22 protein-coding genes and 1 tRNA gene are annotated in these 19,421 nt (G+C 55.3%); 9 read left to right on the top strand and 14 right to left on the bottom strand.

From position 1 onward, the window contains the following. Positions 1 to 55: 55 nt before the first annotated feature. The 11 genes from pheT to lgt form a co-directional block, all read right to left on the bottom strand. Positions 56 to 2,419, bottom strand: coding sequence for a phenylalanine--tRNA ligase subunit beta (pheT, locus tag DYE40_RS04375; RefSeq protein ID WP_115307901.1), 2,364 nt, complete (start codon positions 2,417 to 2,419; stop codon positions 56 to 58). A gap of 19 nt (positions 2,420 to 2,438) precedes the next feature. Further along, the gene (locus DYE40_RS04370; protein WP_115307900.1) at positions 2,439 to 3,533 is read right to left on the bottom strand and encodes an HpaII family restriction endonuclease; all 1,095 of its coding nucleotides are present in this window, start codon (positions 3,531 to 3,533) and stop codon (positions 2,439 to 2,441) included. Further along, positions 3,530 to 4,630, bottom strand: coding sequence for a DNA cytosine methyltransferase (locus DYE40_RS04365; RefSeq protein WP_115307899.1), 1,101 nt, complete (start codon positions 4,628 to 4,630; stop codon positions 3,530 to 3,532). Before DYE40_RS04365 ends, DYE40_RS04370 begins: the two co-directional genes overlap by 4 nt. Further along, positions 4,602 to 5,033 carry a very short patch repair endonuclease gene (locus DYE40_RS04360; protein WP_115307898.1) on the bottom strand — a complete coding sequence of 144 codons (432 nt, stop codon included), beginning with the start codon at positions 5,031 to 5,033 and terminating at the stop codon, positions 4,602 to 4,604. Before DYE40_RS04360 ends, DYE40_RS04365 begins: the two co-directional genes overlap by 29 nt. A 130-nt stretch (positions 5,034 to 5,163) precedes the next feature. After that, entirely contained in the window at positions 5,164 to 6,156 is a 993-nt protein-coding gene (gene pheS / locus DYE40_RS04355; RefSeq protein ID WP_115308285.1) for a phenylalanine--tRNA ligase subunit alpha, read from the bottom strand. A 229-nt stretch (positions 6,157 to 6,385) separates the two neighbouring features. Beyond that, positions 6,386 to 6,745, bottom strand: coding sequence for a 50S ribosomal protein L20 (rplT, locus tag DYE40_RS04350; protein WP_115307897.1), 360 nt, complete (start codon positions 6,743 to 6,745; stop codon positions 6,386 to 6,388). 14 nt (positions 6,746 to 6,759) lie between these two features. Next, the gene (gene rpmI, locus DYE40_RS04345) at positions 6,760 to 6,957 is read right to left on the bottom strand and encodes a 50S ribosomal protein L35 (protein WP_002232040.1); all 198 of its coding nucleotides are present in this window, start codon (positions 6,955 to 6,957) and stop codon (positions 6,760 to 6,762) included. 161 nt (positions 6,958 to 7,118) lie between these two features. Further along, positions 7,119 to 7,649: a translation initiation factor IF-3 gene (gene infC, locus DYE40_RS04340; protein WP_115307896.1), complete on the bottom strand. Its 531-nt coding sequence runs from the start codon at positions 7,647 to 7,649 to the stop codon at positions 7,119 to 7,121. Between the two features lie 13 nt (positions 7,650 to 7,662). Then, a complete protein-coding gene (gene thrS / locus DYE40_RS04335; RefSeq protein WP_115307895.1) occupies positions 7,663 to 9,576 on the bottom strand; it encodes a threonine--tRNA ligase in 1,914 nt (637 codons plus the stop codon). 56 nt (positions 9,577 to 9,632) lie between these two features. Continuing rightward, positions 9,633 to 9,709, bottom strand: a tRNA-Val gene (locus DYE40_RS04330). Between the two features lie 151 nt (positions 9,710 to 9,860). Beyond that, positions 9,861 to 10,718, bottom strand: coding sequence for a prolipoprotein diacylglyceryl transferase (gene lgt / locus DYE40_RS04325; protein ID WP_115307894.1), 858 nt, complete (start codon positions 10,716 to 10,718; stop codon positions 9,861 to 9,863). 114 nt (positions 10,719 to 10,832) lie between these two features. On the opposite strand from lgt, the gene hemE reads away from it, so the two are divergent. The 5 genes from hemE to DYE40_RS04300 all read left to right on the top strand — a co-directional run bounded on the left by hemE (position 10,833) and on the right by DYE40_RS04300 (position 15,328). After that, the gene (gene hemE, locus DYE40_RS04320; RefSeq protein WP_115307893.1) at positions 10,833 to 11,894 is read left to right on the top strand and encodes a uroporphyrinogen decarboxylase; all 1,062 of its coding nucleotides are present in this window, start codon (positions 10,833 to 10,835) and stop codon (positions 11,892 to 11,894) included. A 217-nt stretch (positions 11,895 to 12,111) separates the two neighbouring features. After that, positions 12,112 to 13,122 (top strand): Clp protease/crotonase-like domain-containing protein, encoded by a 1,011-nt coding sequence (locus DYE40_RS04315; protein ID WP_115308284.1) that lies wholly within the window; start codon positions 12,112 to 12,114, stop codon positions 13,120 to 13,122. Positions 13,123 to 13,182: 60 nt separating this feature from the next. After that, positions 13,183 to 13,842, top strand: coding sequence for a uracil-DNA glycosylase (gene ung, locus DYE40_RS04310; protein ID WP_115307892.1), 660 nt, complete (start codon positions 13,183 to 13,185; stop codon positions 13,840 to 13,842). Positions 13,843 to 13,965: 123 nt separating this feature from the next. Next, positions 13,966 to 14,472: an rRNA maturation RNase YbeY gene (gene ybeY / locus DYE40_RS04305; RefSeq protein WP_115307891.1), complete on the top strand. Its 507-nt coding sequence runs from the start codon at positions 13,966 to 13,968 to the stop codon at positions 14,470 to 14,472. Positions 14,473 to 14,482: 10 nt separating this feature from the next. Continuing rightward, the gene (locus DYE40_RS04300) at positions 14,483 to 15,328 is read left to right on the top strand and encodes a CorC family transporter (RefSeq protein ID WP_115307890.1); all 846 of its coding nucleotides are present in this window, start codon (positions 14,483 to 14,485) and stop codon (positions 15,326 to 15,328) included. Positions 15,329 to 15,473: 145 nt separating this feature from the next. On the opposite strand, the gene DYE40_RS04295 is transcribed toward DYE40_RS04300, so the two are convergent. After that, positions 15,474 to 15,923 (bottom strand): CopD family copper resistance protein, encoded by a 450-nt coding sequence (locus DYE40_RS04295; protein ID WP_115307889.1) that lies wholly within the window; start codon positions 15,921 to 15,923, stop codon positions 15,474 to 15,476. Positions 15,924 to 16,046: 123 nt separating this feature from the next. Here DYE40_RS04295 and DYE40_RS04290 point away from each other — a divergent pair, with 123 nt between their 5' ends. Then, the gene (locus tag DYE40_RS04290) at positions 16,047 to 16,259 is read left to right on the top strand and encodes a glycine zipper 2TM domain-containing protein (RefSeq protein ID WP_115307888.1); all 213 of its coding nucleotides are present in this window, start codon (positions 16,047 to 16,049) and stop codon (positions 16,257 to 16,259) included. Positions 16,260 to 16,352: 93 nt separating this feature from the next. On the opposite strand, the gene DYE40_RS13080 is transcribed toward DYE40_RS04290, so the two are convergent. Next, positions 16,353 to 16,478: a hypothetical protein gene (locus DYE40_RS13080; RefSeq protein WP_280529882.1), complete on the bottom strand. Its 126-nt coding sequence runs from the start codon at positions 16,476 to 16,478 to the stop codon at positions 16,353 to 16,355. Positions 16,479 to 16,589: 111 nt separating this feature from the next. Here DYE40_RS13080 and rsmA point away from each other — a divergent pair, with 111 nt between their 5' ends. The 3 genes from rsmA to DYE40_RS12535 all read left to right on the top strand — a co-directional run bounded on the left by rsmA (position 16,590) and on the right by DYE40_RS12535 (position 18,400). Next, positions 16,590 to 17,411, top strand: a complete 822-nt coding sequence (gene rsmA / locus DYE40_RS04285) for a 16S rRNA (adenine(1518)-N(6)/adenine(1519)-N(6))-dimethyltransferase RsmA (protein WP_115308283.1) — start codon at positions 16,590 to 16,592, stop codon at positions 17,409 to 17,411. Beyond that, entirely contained in the window at positions 17,408 to 18,133 is a 726-nt protein-coding gene (locus DYE40_RS04280; protein WP_115307887.1) for an amino acid ABC transporter ATP-binding protein, read from the top strand. Before rsmA ends, DYE40_RS04280 begins: the two co-directional genes overlap by 4 nt. A gap of 102 nt (positions 18,134 to 18,235) precedes the next feature. Next, positions 18,236 to 18,400: a hypothetical protein gene (locus tag DYE40_RS12535; protein ID WP_172461206.1), complete on the top strand. Its 165-nt coding sequence runs from the start codon at positions 18,236 to 18,238 to the stop codon at positions 18,398 to 18,400. A 262-nt stretch (positions 18,401 to 18,662) separates the two neighbouring features. Here the strand turns inward: DYE40_RS12535 and DYE40_RS04275 are convergent, their stop codons facing one another. Continuing rightward, positions 18,663 to 19,364: a M48 family metallopeptidase gene (locus tag DYE40_RS04275; protein ID WP_115307886.1), complete on the bottom strand. Its 702-nt coding sequence runs from the start codon at positions 19,362 to 19,364 to the stop codon at positions 18,663 to 18,665. Between the last annotated feature and the right edge of the window lie 57 nt (positions 19,365 to 19,421).

The following is a 19,421-nucleotide window of genomic DNA, read 5'->3' as shown; positions in this document are numbered from 1 at the left end:
TGTTGTAACAAGTGGGGGAATTTTACCAATTTTAGTTTTAAATTCAAGCGAATATTCATCCGCGCAGTTGCGCACCTGCACTTTCTGCCGCAGCCACCAAACGCCCGACCACCTGCTCCACCTCTTCATCGGTAAGCGTGGCCTCGCTGCTTTGCAGCACGACTTTTACCGCCATGCTTTTCATATTTTCAGGCAGCCCTGTGCCGCGATACACGTCGAACACGCTGATTTCCTGTACCAGCGGGCTGTCGGCGGCGGCGAGGGCGTGCAGCAGGTCGGCGTGGGACACGCTTTCGGGCAGCACAAAGGCCAAGTCGCGGCGCACGGCTTGGAATTTGGACACGGGGCGGTAGGCGGTTTTTTCGCGCGCCAGCACGGCATCTACGTCCAGCTCGAACACCAGCGGCGCTTGCGGCAGGTCGTATTTTTGCAGCCATTGCGGATGCAGTTCGCCGATAAAGCCGACGCTTTGGCCGCCGATGCGGATTTCGGCGGTGCGGCCGGGGTGCAGCGCGGGGTGTTGCGCTTGGACAAATTCGGCGTTTTTGCCCGCCAGCAGGGCTTCGACATCGCCTTTTACGTCGTAGAAATCCACCGCGCGGGCGGCTTCGCCCCATTGTTCGGGTGCGGCCGTGCCGTAGGCCAAACCGCCGATGCGCTCGGTCTGCACGAAGCGGCCGTCTGAATCTTTGCGGAACACGCGGGCGATTTCAAACACGCGCACGCGGTTTTGCTTGCGGTTGAGGTTGTTTTGCAGGATTTCGACCAGCCCGCCGATAAGAGTAGAACGCATCACGCTGTATTGCGCCGCCAGCGGGTTTTGCAGGCGGATGGGATCGGCATTGGCGGCGAAATCCTGCTCCCACGCTTCGTTGACAAAGGCGTAGCTCACCACTTCCTGATAGCCGCGTGCGGCCAGTTGGCTGTAAACGGTAAAACGGCTGCGGCGGGTTTCGGGCAGCGGCATCATGTTCAGACGGCCTGAAGTCTGCTCGCCGGGAATGTTTTCATAGCCGTACACGCGGGCGATTTCTTCGATTAAATCGGCTTCGATTTCAATATCATATCGGAAACTCGGTGCGGTGGCGGCAAGGCCGTCTGAAACTTTTTGCGGCTGCAAACCGAGTGCCGACAAAATGGTTTCGATACGCGCTTCGTCTATGGCCACGCCCAATACTTTGGCCACACGTGCGGTACGCAGCGGCACGGCTTTCCGTTCGGGCAGGCGGCCTTGTGCTTCGGTTATCGTGCCCGCCTGTCCGCCGCAAATCTGCAACACCAGTTCGGTGGCGCGTTCGACGGCATCGCGCTGTAATTCACAGTCCACGCCGCGCTCGAAGCGGAATGACGAGTCCGAGCCGAAGCCGTATTGGCGCGATTTGCCGGCAATGGTTTCGGGGGCGAACCACGCCGCTTCCAGCACGATGTTTTTCGTGCCGTCTGAAACCGCGCTGGCCGCGCCGCCCATCAGCCCCGCCATGCTCAACGCGCCCTGGTCGTCGGCCACCACCAGCGTGTTGTCGGACAGGGTAACGGTTTTTTCGTTCAGGCATTCCAGCGTTTCGCCGTTTTCGGCGCGGCGCACAATCAGGCTGCCTGAAATCTTGTCGGCATCGAAAACGTGCATGGGCTGGCCGATTTCCAACATCACATAGTTGCCGATGTCCACCAGCGCGGAAATGCTGCGGATGCCGCTGCGCGCCAGACGCTGTTTCAGCCAGTCGGGCGAGGCGGCCTGCGCATTGACGTTTTCAATCACGCGGCTGAGGAAACGGCCGCAGTCGTCGGGCGCGTCGATGCGCACGGGCTGGGTTTTCGTGCCGGTAACAGAGGCCGTCTGAATTTCAGGCTGCCTGAAAACGCAGCCGGTCAAGGCCGCCGTTTCGCGTGCCAAACCTTTGATGCTCAGGCAGTCGGCACGGTTGGGCGTGATTTTCAGCGTGAACACGGTGTCGTCCAAATCCAGATATTCGCGCAGGTTCGCGCCCACGGGGGCGTTTTCGGGCAGGATGTGCAGCCCGTCTGCGCCGTCTTCAGGCAGCCCCAACTCTTTGGCGGAACACAGCATTCCGTTGGAAACCTGCCCGCGCATTTTGGTCGGCTTGATTTTGAAATCACCCGGCAGCACCGCGCCCGGCAAGGCACACGGCACTTTGATGCCCGGCCGCACGTTCGGCGCACCGCAGACAATCTGGATGGTCTCGCCCGTGCCCGCATCGACTTGGGTGATGTTCAGGCGGTCGGCATCGGGGTGTTTTTCCACCGTTTTCACTTCGGCCACCACCACACCGGAAAACACCGGCGCAGCCGCCTCGGCCTCTTCGACTTCAAGGCCGGACATGGTGAGCAGATGGGAAAACTGCTCGGGAGTAAGATCGGTATCGGCTTGGGTTTTCAGCCAGGAGTAGGAGAATTGCATGGTTTTTGCTCGTTTAAAATTATAAAAAACGTATTTGTAAATTCAGCTTGAAGAAAAATGTGTTGTCTTTTTCGTATATATCGCCAAAGTGGTGGCGCGAAGAGCTCGGCGTATCGAATTTTGTATTCATAAAAAGATAATCTTCAAACTGGTTGCGGCTGTATAAGTGGTAGCAGACAATTTCGCCATCTTGTTTGACCACCAAATATCCTCCGGTTGCATCATATTGACCATGCCATACTTCGGCAGGACGCATTCCCAAGGCCGCTTCGCATAGCAGACGCTTGATTTTGTATTCGTAAAAATGATGCTTATCAGAATAATCGTATCCGTTGGGATTCAACTCGCACACCTGTTTGGCCAGATCTTCTGTTGTAACAGCCGAACCAGCGTAGTATTGGGATAACATTTCTGCCAAGATTTCAGGCAGCATGCTGTCTATCAGGATTAAATTATTAGAAAATATCCGACTGTCTACACTTCGGAATTTTAAAGTACAGCCTGCATCGGCAATTGCTTGCATTCTTGTACGAATGTCTCTGCGGCCTTTGTTATTCATCAGACTGTTTATCATTGTTGCTAACTGCGTGTTGCAATTCAAAACTTCATATACGAAATTTGTCGCACCACTGGCATTAAGCAAAGTCGGCTTGCTGCCTAATTCAGATTTGATGCTGAATCCTAACGTAGGAGATATTCCCGAGCGTATATCGCGAACAACAATGTGTATGTCGCTTTTAGATGAAGACTTCGTACTCAGCCGTGTGCAGCCAATCTGTCGTAAAAAAGACTCCACATCCAGAATGGTGAAAGTTGCATTGCCTTTTTTCCTGCTTCTGCATTTTATTTCGGCTAATAAAATCTCTGCATTTTTTTTAAAATCTGCAATAGAGACTGTCTGAGATATATTGTCTAAAGCAAATACTATCCTCTGTTTGTCATCACTGTAACCATATCTTTGTTCTTCTCGGATTATATTAATAATTGGCAGAATGAGACTTTCTATTTTATTCATTCTGCCGTCCCCGAGATAAATTTCTCCATCAGCAAGCAGTTTCAACAAAACGTAAGGTTCGCTCCATTCCCCTTTGTTGCCTGAAAGTGTAGCAGTCATAACGTACCTTTAACCGTATTTAAAATTTTTTCTGCCGTAGCCTGAATTGCAGGTACGGCTACCGAATTACCAAACTGTTTGTAAGCCGAAGCATCGGCAACAACAATTTTGAAATGTTCGGGGAATCCTTGAAGTCTTGCCCACTCGCGCGGGGTCATTTTTCGGATACCTTCACGGTTTACTTCGCCTTTAATATTTGTTGTCGGTGTAAAGTCGGTAATCCGATGGTCGATAACCAGATTCCGTTCGCGCCCCATTCCCCCGACTACAATGGCATTGGCAATATCGTTGTCGGCGATAATTTCATAGCCGAATCCGTTACCTTTGTCTTCATGCCGCTGCTTATGCTTGCGCAGGGTATCGATATATTGTGTAGACAGATAATATTTTGTCGGAACAGGAAATTTTTCTTTGATGTCTTTAAAAGCCACCTGAATGCCGTTCGGTTTGGGATATTCAAAATTTTCAATGCCCAAATCTTTTCTGAAACCCACAATAAAAATCCGCTCACGGTTTTGCGGTACACCGAAATTTTTGGCATTGACAATCTCAGGTTCGGGAACGAAATAGCCCAAATCTTCCCGTAACGTATTCAAAATAGTTGCCAATGTACGGCCTTTGTCGTGATTGGTCAGGCCTTTCACATTTTCTAAAAAAAAGGCTTTCGGTTTGTGTCTTTTGATAATTTCTGCCACATCAAAAAACAGTGTTCCTCGGGTATCTTCAAACCCTCCGCGTCTTCCAGCAATCGAGAAAGCCTGACAGGGAAAGCCGGCGCACAAAATATCGAATGTTTGCGGAATAAACTTTTTGGTTTCTTCCTTGGTAATATCACCAAACGGCACTTCGCCGAAATTGGCTTCGTAGGTTTGTTTCGCCTTTTCGTCCCACTCGCTCGAAAACACACATTCACCACCTAAATTCTGCATGGCGATACGGAAGCCGCCGATTCCTGCAAACAAGTCGATAAAAGTAAACGCAGGCTGTTTGGTTTTTTGGAATCCGTCCTCGTGTTCAAACAGTCTGTATTGCGCGGCTTTTTCTTTCAATTTTTGCGGCGAAGCACTTTCAATTTCGGGGTAATGTTCTTTTTTCATGGATTACTCTCTGTATTTGGTCGGCCGCAGCATCAGGATTCTTGACAATATCTCTGCCCCAAAAACGGAACACCGTCCAGCCTTCGGCTTTCAGACGGCCTGTTACTTCGGCATCGCGCCGCATATTGCGTTCGATTTTTTCGAGCCAGAAACCACGGTTGCTTTTGATGTCGTCCTTGCGTTTTTCCCAATCTTTGCCGTGCCAAAATTCGCCGTCCACAAATACGGCGACTTTGTATTTTTTGAAGCTGAAATCCGGCTTGCCGAAAACGGTTTTGCTGTTTTTGCGGTAACGCAGGCCGAGCCTCCACATGGCTTTTGCCAGCAGCAGTTCGGGCTTTGTGCCTTTGCTTTTATTGGCCTGCATACATTTTCGGCGCTGTTCGGGTGTCAGTCTGTCCATTTTAAAGAGGCCGTCTGAAATATTTTCCGAATCATCCGATTGATGCAGGGCAGTTATCGCATCGTTCTTGTTGTTTCAGGCTGCCTGAAAACCGCCTATCTATGCCGTTTTTCAGGCAGCTTGCGGCGGATTATTTGGCAAACTGTTTCAAGAAATTCAAATCGTTGTCAAAGAACAGGCGCAGGTCGTTTACGCCGTAGCGCAGCATGGCGAAGCGGTCGAGGCCGATGCCGAAAGCGAAGCCGGTGTAGCGTTCGGGGTCGATGTTGACGTTTGTCAGGACGTTGGGATGCACCATGCCGCAGCCGCCGACTTCGAGCCATTTGCCGTTGTCGCCCATGATGTCGATTTCGGCGGACGGTTCGGTAAAGGGGAAGAACGAGGGGCGGAAGCGCACCTGCAAATCATCGCGCTCGAAAAAGCGGCGGATAAATTCGGTGAACACGGCTTTGAGGTCGGCAAAGGTTACGCCTTCTTCCACCCACAGGCCTTCGGCTTGGTGGAACATGGGCGAGTGGGTGGCGTCGCTGTCCACTCGGTACACGCGGCCGGGGGCGATGATGCGGATGGGCGGATTTTTTTTGTCGAACATGTAGCGGATTTGGATCGGCGAGGTGTGGGTGCGCAATACGTCGCCGTTTTCGACGTAAAAAGTGTCCTGCATGGCGCGGGCGGGGTGGTTTTGCGGGATGTTGAGGGCTTGGAAGTTGTGGAAGTCGTCTTCGATTTCGGGGCCGTCGGCCACTTCGAAGCCCATGCCGTGAAAGAGTTCGACCACGCGTTGCAGGGTAAGGGTTACGGGGTGGAGGCCGCCGCTGCCGCCGCTGCGTCCGGGCAGGGTAATGTCGAGTGCTTCGGCGGCAAGGCGTTGTTGCAGTTGGGCGGCGGCAAAAGCATCGCGTTTGGCGTTGTAGGCCGTCTGAAAGCGGTTTTTGCATTCGTTGATGTGCGCGCCGGCGGTTTTGCGCTCTTCGGGCGACATTTGCCCGAGCTGTTTGAGCAGTGCGTTGAGTTCGCCGGCTTTGCCCATGTAGCGGGCTTTGACAAGCTCCAGCGCTTGCTGGTCGGCGGCGGCTTCGAGGGCGGCAATGCCCTCTGCGGTGATTTGGTTGGCGTTTTGCATATTTGCATTTTCCATAATAGTCTTATGTCTGTTGACGATTAGGCACAGATTCAAACAAGAAGGCCGTCTGAAAATTCAGACGGCCTTCTGCAATCTATCACGGCCAATCCGTTTGATAATGAATTGGCGGTATTTTATCGCAAAGCTGATTCAAAAAACAGGGGTTTTGTTAAAAAATCAAATATATAGAATATAAAAAAGGAAACCGAAGTTTCCTGTTTAAGGGTCTCTAAACCAACAATGCTGCTTTTGCCTTTTCAACTAACTGGGCGAACACGGCTTTGTCGAACACAGCCAAATCGGCCAATACTTTGCGGTCAATTTCAATCGCAGCACGTTTCAAACCGTTCATAAATTTGCTGTAAGACAAACCGTTTGCGCGTGCACCAGCATTGATACGAGCAATCCAAAGCTGGCGAAACTGACGTTTGCGCTGACGGCGGTCGCGGTAAGCATATTGACCAGCCTTCATTACTGCCTGTTTGGCGATACGGTAAACATTTTTGCGGCGGCCGCGATAGCCTTTGGCCAATGCTAATACTTTTTTATGACGGGCACGTGCGGTTACACCGCGTTTTACGCGTGGCATAGTTCAAACTCCTTTTAAGCGTAGGGTAACATTTTGGCAACAGAAGCCAAATCACGGTCATTTACCATAGAGGTACCACGCAATTGGCGTTTGTTTTTCGTTGTCTTTTTAGTCAAGATATGGCGTTTGAACGCATGGGCGCGCTTAACACCACCGTTACCCAGTACTTTAAAGCGTTTTTTCGCACTGGACTTGGTTTTCATTTTAGGCATAGGAAAACTCCATTTTGTTATCGGATAAGGCATCAGGGGGTTTTGAATTTTTCCTTCAAACACTTACAACCCAAACACCACGGTTTTTGGTTTTTGCAGCTATCTTGCAAGATACTTGCCGAAAGCATAGCAATTCCGTATGGCAAGGCAAGTTTGCTATTTTAACCTTGTTTCTTTTTGGGCGCAATCATCATCACCATCTGACGGCCTTCCATTTTTGGAAACTGCTCGATTTGTGCCAACTCTGCCAAATCTTCTTTGACACGCTCCAAAAGCTGAGCACCTAACTGTTGGTGCGCCATTTCGCGACCTCGAAACCGCAGCGTTACTTTCACTTTATCGCCGTCTGTCAGGAAACGGACGATATTGCGCATCTTAATCTGGTAATCGCCGTCATCCGTACCCGGACGGAACTTGATTTCCTTAATTTGCACCTGCTTTTGGTTTTTCTTGGCTTCGTCGCGTTTTTTGGCCTGCTGGTATTTATATTTGCCAAAATCCATAAGTTTGCAAACAGGCGGTTTGGCGGTTGGGGAAATTTCCACCAAATCGACATCCTGCTCTTCGGCCATAGACAAAGCCTCACGGACAGATACAACACCAAGCTGCTCGCCTGCCTCACTGATCAATCGCACTTCTTTAGCGGTAATTTCACCGTTGATTCGTGCTTCGCGTTCTTGTGCGATAGTAATACTCCTTTTAAAGTTAATGATTTACCAAAGATTCGGCAATTTCCTGCTCTAAGCGTGCAATAAAATCGTCAATCTTTAAAGAACCCAAATCTTCTGCCTTGCGGCGCACGGCAACTTGGCCGCTTTCTTTTTCCTTGTCTCCCACTACAATTTGATAGGGGAACCGGTATTGGCTGTTGTCGCGGATTTTGTAGCCGATTTTTTCGTTGCGCAAATCCAATTCTACCCGGAAACCTTTGGCACGCAGTTTTTCCACGACCCTGCGGCAGTAATCTTCCTGATGCTCGGTAATGTTCATTACAACCATCTGAACCGGAGCCAGCCACAACGGAAAAGAACCGGCGTGGTTTTCAATCAGAATGCCGATAAAGCGCTCCAAAGAACCCAAAATGGCGCGGTGCAGCATCACGGGGCGGGCGCGGTCGTTACTTTCGGTAACATATTCCGCGTCCAGTCGTTCCGGCAAAACGAAATCCAGTTGCAGCGTGCCGCACTGCCACGAACGGCCGATAGCATCTTTGACGTGGTATTCGATTTTCGGCCCGTAAAACGCGCCTTCCCCGGGTAATTCTTCCCATTTGACACCGCAGGCGGTAAGCGCGTCGCGCAGGCCTTGCTCGGCTCTGTCCCAAATTTCGTCGGAGCCCGCCCGTTTTTCCGGACGCAGGGACAGTTTCACGGAAACATCATGGAATCCGAACTGTTTGTAGATGCGCACCAGCAATTCGTTGAACCGGCGTGCTTCTTCGACGATTTGCTCTTCGGTACAGAAAATATGGGCATCGTCCTGCACAAAACCGCGCACACGCATCAGTCCGTGCAACGCCCCGCTCGGCTCGTTGCGGTGGCATGAACCGAATTCTGCCAAACGCATCGGCAAATCGCGGTACGAGCGCAGGCCGTTGTTGAAAATTTGAACATGACCCGGGCAGTTCATCGGTTTGACGGCATATTCACGTTTTTCCGACTGGGTTACAAACATATTGTCTTGGTAATTATCCCAATGGCCGGAACGCTCCCAAAAAGTTTTATCCATGATTTGAGGCGTTTTTACTTCGCGGTAGCCTGCCGCATCCAGTTCTTTGCGCATATGCTGCTCAATAGCCTGCCACAAGGCCCAGCCGCGCGGATGCCAAAACACCATGCCGGGTGCTTCTTCCTGCAAATGGAACAAATCCAACTGCCTGCCCAGCTTGCGGTGGTCGCGCTTTTCCGCTTCTTCGATACGCCGGATATAGTCTTTCAACTCGTCTTTGCTTGCCCATGCCGTGCCGTAAATGCGTTGCAGCATTTCATTGTTGCTGTCGCCGCGCCAATACGCACCGGCCAGCTTGGTCAGTTTGAAGTTTTTCAGAAAACGGGTGTTCGGCACATGTGGGCCGCGGCACATATCCACGTATTCCTGATGATGGTACAGACCCATCGCCTCTACTTCCGGCATATCTTCAATCAGGCGCAGCTTGTATTCCTCGCCGCGCTCTTGGAAAGTTTTGATGGTTTCGGCACGCGGCGTCATCACTTTGACGACATCGTAATCCTGATTAATCAGTTCTTTCATCCGCGCTTCAATAGCGGCAACATCTTCGGGGGTAAATGGTTTTTCGGTGGCTATATCGTAATAGAAGCCGTCTTCGATAACGGGGCCGATGACCATTTTGGCATCGGGATAGAGCTGTTTGACCGCATGGCCGACCAAGTGGGCGCAGGAATGGCGGATAATTTCCACGCCTTCTTTGTCTTTCGGAGTAATGATTTGGACGCTTGCATCTTCGGTAATCGGATCACACGCGTCAACCAGCCTGCCGTTGACCCTGCCCGCCACTGTCGCCTTCGCCAGCCCGGCACCGATAGAGGCGGCAATCTGCGCCACGGTTACGGGGGCTTCATACCGGCGGACGGAACCATCGGGCAAGGTAATGTTCAACATTAAAGACTCCGGAAACATTATAAAAATAACGGCACGAATGCCGTTTTGGAAAATTCTGGTAGGCACGATTGGATTCGAACCAACGACCCCCACCATGTCAAGGTGGTGCTCTAACCAACTGAGCTACGTGCCTGTATGAATTAGGCTGCGGATTGTACCGACCGGCGGCGCGCTTTGCAAGCGGGTTTGCGTTTTCAGCCCCCTGTATGCCTGCTTTCCCGCCACATACTGTTTTCAGACGGCCTCAAAACCCTGCAAAGCAGAAAAAGGCCGTCTGAAAAACACTAATCCGTCTGTTGCTTGCGGCGGCCGAAGCAGATGAAGCCGGCCACACCGGCCGCCAGCATCGGCAGGCTGAGCCACTGCCCCATCGACAAACCCAGCGTCAGCAGGCCGAGATAGTCGTCAGGCTGGCGGGCGTATTCGGCAATGAAGCGGAACAGGCCGTAGCCGGCGAGAAACAGCATGGCGGTCTGCCCCGTAGGACGCGGTTTGCTTGAAAACAGCCACACCAGCACAAACAGCAATACGCCTTCGAGCGCAAACTGGTAAAGCTGCGAGGGATGGCGCGGCAGTGCGCCGTATTGCGCCAGCCACTGCGCCCACTGCGGATTACCCGCCGCCAAATGTGCGTCTGCCTCCGCAGCCTGCGGAAAACCCATTGCCCAAAAGGCATAGGGGTTGGTAATGCGTCCCCACAATTCGCCGTTGATAAAATTGCCGATGCGTCCCGAAGCGAGGCCGAGCGGCACGAGCGGGGCGACAAAGTCGAGTACCTGCATCCATTTTAGGCCATTTTTGCGGGCAAACAGCCAGCTTGCCGCCACTACGCCGAGAAAGCCGCCGTGGAAAGACATACCGCCGTTCCAGACTTTGACGATGTCGGCCGGATGGGAGAGATAGTATTCGGGCTGGTAAAACAAGACGAAACCGAGCCGTCCGCCGAGTATCACGCCGATTACGCCCCAAGTGAGGAAGTCGTCGAGCATTTCCACGGTAAACGGCGTGCCGCCCTGTTTGATGCGGCGGCGGCCGAGCCACATAAACAGCGCGAAGCCGACAATATAGCTGAGGGCATACCAGCGGATGGCGAGCGGCCCCAGATGCAGGGCGGCGGGATCAAACTGCGGATGGATAAGCATAAGGTCTGATACATTCTTGAAAAAGCAAAGGCGGCATTATACGCAAAACCCGCTTTTCAGACGGCCTTCGGCTATAATCTCCCGCTTTTCAACCGTTTCCAAACGATATACGCCATGCAGCCACTCAACAACGATACCTTTCTCCGCGCACTCTTAAAACAGCCTGTCGAATACACGCCGATCTGGATGATGCGGCAGGCCGGCCGCTATCTGCCCGAATACAAGGCCACCCGTGCGCAGGCCGGCAGCTTTTTGGATTTGTGCAAAAACACCGAATTGGCCACCGAAGTAACCATCCAGCCGCTCGAGCGTTTTGCTTTGGATGCGGCGATTTTGTTTTCCGACATTCTCACTGTGCCGGACGCGATGGGCTTGGGGCTGTATTTTGCCGAAGGCGAGGGACCAAAATTCGAGCGGCCGCTGCAAACCGAAGCCGCAATAGCCAAACTGCAAACGCCCGACATGGCGCGTTTGCAGTATGTGTTTGACGCGGTAAGCTCTATCCGCCGCGCCTTAAACGGCCGCGTGCCGCTAATCGGATTTTCCGGCAGCCCGTTTACGCTGGCGTGTTACATGATCGAGGGCGGCGGCAGTAAGGATTTCCGCACCGTCAAAACCATGCTGTATTCGCGCCCCGACCTGCTGCACAAAATCCTGAGCGTCAATGCCGAAGCCGTTACCGCCTATCTTAACGCGCAAATCGACGCAGGGGCGCAGGCAGTGCAGATTTTCGACACTTGGGGCGGCGTGTTGAGCGATGCCGCGTTTGAAGCATTCAGCCTGCGCTACATGAAGCAGATTATCGCCGGCCTCAAGCGCGAAAACGAAGGCCGCCGCGTGCCTGTGGTGCTGTTTGCCAAAGGCGGCGGGCTGTGGCTGGAAAAAATGGCCGAAAGCGGTGCGGACGCATTGGGTTTGGACTGGACGTGCGACATCGGCCAAGCCCGCAGCCGCGTCGGCGGCAAAGTAGCCCTGCAAGGCAATTTCGATCCCTTCGCCCTCTTCGGCACGCCCGAAGCCATCCGCGCCGAAGCCGCCCGCATTCTGGCCGGCTACGGCAGCGGCAGCGGCCATGTATTCAACCTCGGCCACGGCATCAACCAGCACACCAGCCCCGAACACGCCGAAATCCTGGTAAACGCGGTACACGAACTTTCCCGCCCCTACCACCGCTGACCCGTCCTCACAAAGGCCGTCTGAAAACAGGATCCCGCTGTCGGATCCGGATTTCAGACGGCCTTATTGCCGCCTGCCATGCGCACATCCGAACACCGTTACATTACAGCCGCAATTTTCGTTATAATATACATAAACAAACAAAAAAAGGCCGTCTGAAAAGGCTTTGCAAGCACCGGAACGGCCTTATTCCAAAACCGTTAACAAAGGAAATATCGTGGACGAAAACGAAAACACCGCCGTCAAACAGCCGCCGCGCCTGTTTGCCGACACCCAGAAAATCATCGTCGAACTCGAAAGCTGTCTCAACGCCCCGCTGCTGTGCTACTGGAACAGCATGGGCGGCAGCATCTACCGCAACGACGTACTCGCCCTCTACCGCGTTCTCGAACACACCGGCCGCCACGACACCATCTATCTCTTCATCAAAAGCGACGGCGGCTCCGGCAAAGAAGCCCTGCGCATGATCAACCTCATCCGCAGCCGCTGCAACCGCCTCGTCAGCCTCATCCCCCTGCAATGCGCCTCCGCCGCCACCATGATGGCCATCGGCGCGGACGAAATCCACATGGGGCCGATGGCCTACCTCAGCTCCGTGGACACCTCCCTCACCCACGACCTCTCCCCCATCGACCGCGACAACGACCGTGTTTCCGTCAGCCTCGACGAGCTCAACCGCGTCGTCAAACTCTGGCAGAAAAACACCGAAGACACAGGCTCCAACCCCTACAAATCCCTGTTCGACTACGTCCATCCCCTCGTCATCGGCGCGGTGGACAGAGCCGAATCCCTGTCCATCAAGCTGTGCGAAGAGCTGCTTTCCTACCACATCGCCGATCCCGTCCACGTCCGCAACATCGCCGAAACCCTCAACTCCGGCTACCCCTCGCACGGCTATCCCATCCTGACCAAAGAAGCCCGCCGCATCGGCCTCAACGCCTGCGAACTCGACAAAACCGCCAACGACCTGCTGCTCGCCCTCAACGCCCGCTACAGCGAAATGGGACAACGCGCCATCACCGACTTCGACGACACCCATTCCCACTCCAACGAAATCCTCAACATCCTCGAAGCGCGCGACATCCAGGTTTTCTACCAAAACGACAAAGAATGGTTTTACCGCACCGAAGAACGCCGCTGGCTCACCCTCAACGACAACTCCCGCTGGCACGTAACCGAAAGCGACGGCCGCGGCGGCGAAAAACACGCCATACTCCACCTTTCCTAACCCGAAAGGCCGTCTGAAACCGTTTTCAGACGGCCTCCCATCCCTTCGGACGCACCGCCCATGCACACCTGGACCCAAGCCCTCGCCGACGAAAAACAAAAACCCTATTTCCGCCGGATTCTCGACACCGTCCGCACCGAACGCGAAAACGGCCAAACCGTCTACCCGCCCGCCGCCGACGTATTCAACGCTTTCAAAGCCACGGAATTTGCCGCCGTCAAAGCCGTCATCCTCGGCCAAGACCCCTACCACGGCGCAGGCCAGGCGCACGGCCTCGCCTTTTCCGTCCGACCCGGCATCCCCGTCCCCCCTTCGCTGCAAAACATCTACAAAGAACTCGCCGACGACATCCCCGGCTTCCGAATCCCCGCCACCGGCTGCCTGCAACCTTGGGCGGAACAAGGCGTGCTGCTGCTGAACACCGTCCTCACCGTCCGAGCCGGACAGGCACACTCCCACGCCGCACTCGGCTGGGAAACCTTCACCGACACCGTCATCCGCCGTCTCGCCGAAGAACGCACCGGCCTCGTCTTCATCCTATGGGGCGGCCACGCGCAAAAGAAAGGCGCATTTATCGACCGCAGCCGCCACCTCGTCCTCACCGCCCCCCACCCCTCGCCCCTCTCCGCATATAGAGGCTTTTTCGGCAGCCGCCCCTTCTCCCAAACCAACACCTACCTGCACGCGCACGGCCAAACCCCGATCGACTGGCAGCTTTAACAACCGCAAGGCCGTCTGAAAACGCCCAACGGTTTTCAGACGGCCTCAAAGCACAGCGGCACCGATTGCCGACACAAGCCGCAGTTTTCCAGTATCATCACCGCTTTTTCCGCACACCGCCCCATGAAACGCGCCAAACGCCACCCCTTCGCCAAAATCCTGCGCCAACGCCTCGAACTGCATTTGGACAACCGCTCCTCCGACAACACCGTGCCGGCGGAAAACCAATTCCGCCGCTGGATATGGCAGGCCGTCAAACAGCAATACCGCCGCGCCGAAATCTCCGTCGTCCTCCTTGACGAAGACGAAGCCCGCGCCTGCAACCGCGACTACCGAGGCAAAGACTACGCCACCAACGTATTGAGCTTCGCCCTCGACGAAGACCAAACCCTCATCGCCCCCGCCCTTTCAGACGGCCTGCACGGCGATCTCGTCATCTGCCCCCAAGTCGTCCTCCGAGAAGCGGCGACGCAAGGCAAAACCCCCGAACAGCACTACGCCCACCTCACCATCCACGGCGTACTGCACCTCATGGGCTACGACCACGCCGCCGACAGCGAAGCCGAAGAAATGGAAGCCCTTGAAACCGCATTGCTGAATCAGTTAGCATACCCCGACCCGTACAAATAGGAAAAACACAATGGACGGCAGCCCGTCGAAACCCAACCTCCTCGAACGCATCATCCACCGCATCAGCGGCAACGCCCCCGACACCGCCGAAGGCGTACTCGCCCTGCTGCAACAGGCGCACGAACAGCAGGCCTTCGATGCCGACACCATGCAGCGTTTGGAAAAAGTCCTCGACTTTGCCGATCTCGAAGTGCGCGACGTGATGATTACCCGCTCGCAAATGAGCGTCGTCAAAGCCGGCGACAGCCTCGAACGCATCATCCCCTACATCATCGAAACCGCCCATTCCCGCTTCCCCGTTATCGACGGCGACAAAGACACCATCCTCGGCATCCTCCACGCCAAAGACCTGCTCAAATACATCGGCAGCAGCGAACCCTTCGGCCTCGAAAGCCTCCTGCGCCCCGCCTGCTTCGTACCCGAAGGCAAATCCCTCAACGCCCTGCTCAAAACCTTCCGCGAACAACGCCTGCACATGGCCATCGTCGTAGACGAATACGGCGGCACCTCCGGCCTCGTAACCTTTGAAGACATCATCGAAGCCATCATCGGCGACATCGAAGACGAATTTGACGAAGACGACTCCGCCGACAACATCTTCCCCGTATCCGCCGAACGCTGGCGCATCAACGCCGTAACCGAAATCGAAGACATCAACGCCTGTTTCGGCACCAACTATTCCGGCGAAGAAGCCGACACCATCGGCGGCCTCGTCATCCAAGAGTTCGGCCGCCTGCCCGTACGCGGCGACAAAATCGCCCTGCCGCCCCTGCTCTTCACCGTTGCCCGCGCCGACCACCGCCGCCTGCACACCCTGATGGCCGTACGCATGAAAGACAAAGAACACAAAGAATAAACCTTGAAAACCAAAACGAAAGGCCGTCTGAAAAATCTTTTTCAGACGGCCTCTGCCTTTCAAACAGCGCGTGTGGCTCTGCCACGCACGCGGTTGCGGATGCCGGTGTTTTCAGACGGCCTCTTGCCTTGCGGCAGCCCCGCGCCTACCACACCGCATAAAACATCGTTTTCGCCAGCAGCACAATCAGCACCATATGCACCAGCACGGCGGCATGGATATAGCGCGACCAGCCCTTCGTCAGCGTACCGCGCCGCATCTTCGTTACCGCAATCACAAAATGCACCAGAATGCCGCACGCAATCAGGATTTTCAACGCAAGCTGGGTATTGAACGACGAAGCAAAAGGCTGCGCCAGATTGGGCAGATAGCGCAAATACGCCATCCCCGCGCCCGAAAGGAACACCCCCGCCACAATCCACGGCATCACCTTCACCGCACGTTTGGACAAAGCACGCTCCACCTCCTGCCGCGCCCCGCGCGACACGGCTTTGGTGTGCATCACACTCAAAACCAAACCCTCGAAAAACACGCCGCCGACAAAAGCCACGGCGCAAAACAAATGGACAATGTGAAACCACGGATAGGCAGACATAACAAACCTTTTGAAAGTTTAACTCCGGCAAACGCCCGCCAACACGGGGCGTGTGTATTCTTGCCCCGCCATTTTAGCAAACGGAATGGCGTTTTTATCCCACAACAAAACCAAGGAGTACGCATGAAACCGTTATTCGTGAAAACAGCCGCCATCGCCGCCGCCGTCCTGTCCCTGAGCGCCTGCAACGGCCTCAGCCAAACCCAGCGCAACACCGCTGCCGGCGCAGTCATCGGCGGCGTGGCCGGCAACCTCATCGGCGGCGACACCGGCTCGACACTCGGCGGCGCGGCACTCGGCGGCGTTATCGGCAGCCAGGTACACCGCCACCGCTGAATCCTGCCGCCGTTTCATCCGTAAACACAGGCCGTCTGAAAACATTTTCAGACGGCCTTTTTCCACAGCGGCGCGGCAACGGCGCAGGACTCATCAGCGCGTATGCACAGTTTCCACCCCCGTCTTGATTTCGCCGTAGATTTCACTGTCTCCCGCAGAAGGGCGGGAAGCACAGGCGGCGAGCGCGAGGACGAAGCAGAGGGACAGCAGCGTTTTCATAACAGTTCCTTTCGGTTGGCGGGTAAAAAAATCCGTATCGAGCCGCGCGAAACCGTTTTTCAGACGGCCTTTTCGGCTACAATGCGCAACTTTACCCCAAACCGCAACACCATGAAAGAACACAAAGCCCGAAAGCGTTTCGGGCAGAACTTTTTGCAGGACACGCGCATCATCGCCGACATCGTCAACGCCGTGCGCCCACAGCCCGACGACACCGTTATCGAAATCGGCCCCGGCCTCGCCGCCATCACCGCCCCGCTGGCAGCCAAACTCCAACGCCTGCACGTTGTCGAAATCGACCGCGACATCATATCCCGCCTGAAAACCCTGCCCTTTGCCGGCAAACTCGTCATCCACGAAGGCGATGTTTTACAGTTTGATTTCAACAGCATCGCGGGCAAAAAGAAAATCGTCGGCAACCTGCCCTACAATATTTCCACGCCGCTGCTGTTCCGCCTGAGCGAAATTGCCGGCGACGTAACCGATATGCACTTTATGCTGCAAAAAGAAGTGGTCGAGCGCATGACCGCCCTCCCGCAAAGCAACGACTACGGCCGCCTCAGCGTCATGCTGCAATACTTTTTCGAAATGGAGCGGCTGATCGACGTACCGCCCGAAGCCTTCACGCCCGCGCCGAAAGTCGATTCCGCCGTTGTCCGCATGATTCCGCTGCAACACCGCATCGGCAAAGCGGAAAACTTCGCCCATTTTGCCAAACTGGTGAAAGCCGCCTTCCACCAGCGGCGCAAAACCATACGCAACAACCTCAAAGGACTGGCGCACGACAATGCTTTGCAGGCCGCAGGCATAGACCCGCAGGAGCGCCCCGAACACATCGCTCCGGAAAAATACGTCGTCCTGAGCAACCTTTTGATACAAAAGGCCGTCCGAACACCGGTTCCGGCCAAGCCGCAACGATTGGAAACACCATGATCAAACTGAAAAACGTCAACAAATACTTCAAAGACCTCCACGTCATCAACAATGTCAGCCTCGAAGTAAAACAGGGCGAAGTCGTCGTCATCTGCGGCCCCTCCGGCAGCGGCAAATCCACCCTCATCCGCACCATCAACCAACTCGAAAAAATCCAAAGCGGCGAGATTTGGGTGGACGGCATCAACGTTGCCGACCCGAAAACCGATCTCAACAAAATACGCACCGAAGTCGGCTTCGTCTTCCAACACTTCAACCTCTACCCGCACCTTACCGTGCTGGAAAACATCATCCTCTCGCCCGTGCGCGTCAAAAAGCAGAAACGCGAAGATGCCGTGCCCAAAGCCGTCAGCCTGCTCGAACGCGTCGGCCTTGCCCACAAGCAGTCCGCCCTGCCGGGCGAACTTTCCGGCGGCCAGCAGCAGCGCGTGGCCATCGCGCGCGGGCTGGCGATGGAGCCGGCCGTGATGCTGTTTGACGAACCCACCTCCGCCCTCGATCCCGAAATGGTCGGCGAAGTGCTCAAAGTAATGAAAGACCTCGCCCAAAGCGGCATGACCATGATGTGCGTAACCCACGAAATGGGCTTCGCCCGCGAAGTGGCCGACCGCGTGATTTTCGTCGATCACGGCCAAATCGTCGAAGACGCACCGCCCGAAGCGTTTTTCCGCAACCCGCAAAGCGAACGCGCCAAACAATTCCTCGCCCAAGTGATGCACTAAGCGGCACCGCCGTACAAAAAGGCCGTCTGAAAAGCGTTTTACCGTTTTCAGACGGCCTCATATTTTCCTTATCCGCCAAACGCCACCCTGTGCACAAAACGCGTGCGCCGCTTAGGCGGCACACCCTACCCGAACGGCAACATTGCCCGCGCCGGATACAGCATTGCCGAATCCGCCGTAGGGTGTGTGGCGCAGCCACGCACGCGTTCCCGACAATCGGAAAACAGGCCGTCTGAAAAATCTGTTTCAAACAGCCTCTGCCGTTAAAGTAGGGTGTGTCGCCCAGCGACGCACGCGGCTGATGCTTTTCAGACGGTCTCTATTCCCTCTCCCGCCTGCGGGGGAAGAAGTGGATTTGCGGCGGATTCGTCGGTTTCAGACGGCCTCTGCTTTTGTTCCCTCCCCCGCCTGCGGGGGAGGGTTAGGGTGGGGGCTGTCGCCGTTTCGACGGGGCTTGCGGAAGGAAACAAAAGACATAGGCCGTCTGAAAATCCGTATCGGGTGTTTTCAGACGGCCTCTGCGTTCGCCCTAGCCCAGTACAAACAGCTCCCGCCCGTGCGCTTTGAGCCATGCCTTCGCCGCCTGCGTGTGCGGCGTATGGCGGCCGACCAGCTCCCAAAATGCCGCGCTGTGGTTCGGATGCGGCAGGTGGCAGAGTTCGTGTACGCAGACGTAGTCGGCAACAAAATCCGGCGCGAGTACCAGCCGCCAGTTGAGCCGTATCCCCGTGCGGGCGCGGCATACGCCCCAAAAAGTCTTCGCATCGGACAGGGCGGCCGCGGCAGGGTGCAGGTTCAGACGGCCTGCGTGGCCGTGCAGGCGCGGCAGCAGGGTTTGCGCGGCACATTCGCGCAGGGCGGTTTTGAGCAGCCGCCTTTGTTCGGCCGGCGCGGCTTCGGGCAGCAGGATGCACTCCGGTGCCAGCAACACACGGGAGATGCCGCCCTGCGCCGCCACCGCCGCCCTGCATCCGCGAAACCATATCGCCTCGGGCAGGCCGTCCGCTCCGTTTTCAGACGGCCTCTCCGTCCAACGCCCCAGCGTCTGCCGCAGCGTTTCCCCGTTTGCCGCCAGCCACGCCTCCAATCTGCGCCGCCCCAGCCATTTGGGCGCATTGACGCTCAGCGCATCGGCGGCAAGCGGGCGCAGGATGATGTTTTTCTTGGCTGTTTGTTTCAGTACGATGCGCACGGGGCTGCCGTCTGAAAAATAATGGGTAAATTCGTTCATGCTTGGTTTGGCGGGTGTTGAGGCCGTCTGAAAACGTTAAAACACGCTTTTCAGACG

The sequence above is a fragment of the Kingella potus genome (assembly GCF_900451175.1).
GTDB lineage: Bacteria > Pseudomonadota > Gammaproteobacteria > Burkholderiales > Neisseriaceae > Neisseria > Neisseria potus.
This window is presented reverse-complemented; position numbering and strand designations above follow the sequence as displayed.